This window comes from Rhodococcus sp. 06-221-2 (assembly GCF_002258365.1).
Classification (GTDB): domain Bacteria; phylum Actinomycetota; class Actinomycetes; order Mycobacteriales; family Mycobacteriaceae; genus Rhodococcoides; species Rhodococcoides fascians.
Genome location: NZ_NOYJ01000023.1, coordinates 1 through 1313, shown reverse-complemented (window position 1 = coordinate 1313; position 1313 = coordinate 1). Strand labels below are relative to the sequence as shown.

1 protein-coding gene is annotated in these 1313 nt (G+C 65.7%); it reads left to right on the top strand.

What is annotated here, in order from left to right; genetic code table 11:
- The coding region (locus tag CH281_RS11550; protein ID WP_094694184.1) for an HNH endonuclease signature motif containing protein at positions 1 to 1313 on the top strand (1313 nt) is incomplete at both ends.

Below are 1313 nucleotides of genomic sequence, written 5' to 3'. Positions count from 1 at the left end.
GGTCTCGCCTCGACGAGGCGGCCCGACGACTTCGCGCCACTGGTGGCGCACCTGGACTCGATCCTCGACCCCGACGGCGACTTCGACGAGAACGAAGACGAAGACGAAGACAAGAACGCGAAGCCGAGGCCACGGAAACGGGATGCGTTCTTCTACCTCGGTGAGCAGGGTTCCGACGGAATGTCAGAAGGAAAGTTCTGCGTCGACTCCGAACTACGCGCCTACCTCGAAGCCCTGTTCTCGAAAGCCGCGAAACCGGGAGTGAACAATCCTGCAGACCCGACATCGATCGTCCACGAGGATGAGACCGCCAGCGACGAGGACGGCGGCGGGAGTGGCAGTGCGGCTACGCCAAAGCCCGGGCCGATGCCCGACGAGGCAGGATCGAGCGATGCTCGATCGGATGACGAATACCTGTGGGATGGGACGGTCGGCAACGGTGCCGACTTCTACGGTGACGACGACCGCAGTGGCGACGACCGCGGTGAGGGTGAGTGCACCGACAGCGACGATTGTGGTTGCGGCACAACGCCACACAGCACGGCCGACATTAACGACGACGCAGGCTCCGACAGCACTGCTGAACCCGTCGGCCAAGCCGACGCCGACGCATCGGACACCGCTGCTCGCGACGCTGCCGCCGCGCGAGATGTACGCACCCAGAACGAACGCCGTCACGACGCCCTGAAGATGGCACTGAGGCACACCCTCGCCTCCGGCACCCTCGGCACCCACCGCGGGCTACCCGTCACCGCCATCGTCACCATGACCCTCAAAGACCTCGACGCAGGCTGCGGCTACGCCATGACCGCCACCGGATCCCGCGTCTCGATCCGCGACGCCATCCGCATGGCCTCGCACGCCCACCACTACCTCACCATCTTCGACGACAACGGCAGAGCCCTCTACCTCGGCCGATCCAAACGCATCGCCTCCGCCGACCAACGCATCGTCCTCATCGCCCGCGACCGCGGCTGCAGCTTCCCCTCCTGCACCCGCCCCGCAACCTGGTGCCAAGCGCACCACCTCGACGACTGGGTCGAGGGCGGACCCACCGACATCGACTCCCTCACCTTCGGATGCGACATGCACCACGCACACGTCGGCACCGGCCCCGGAAAGTGGGCAACCACCAAAACCACAGCAGGACATCGCTATCCGGGCCGAACCCTGTGGCACCCACCGACCGGAATGGACCCCACACGCCGTGGGCTGATCAACCACGCACACCACCCAGAAGAAGTCCTCTACCCACCCGACCAGCACAACGACAACACCCGCGACACCGGCGACGAAGAACCACGACAACCCGC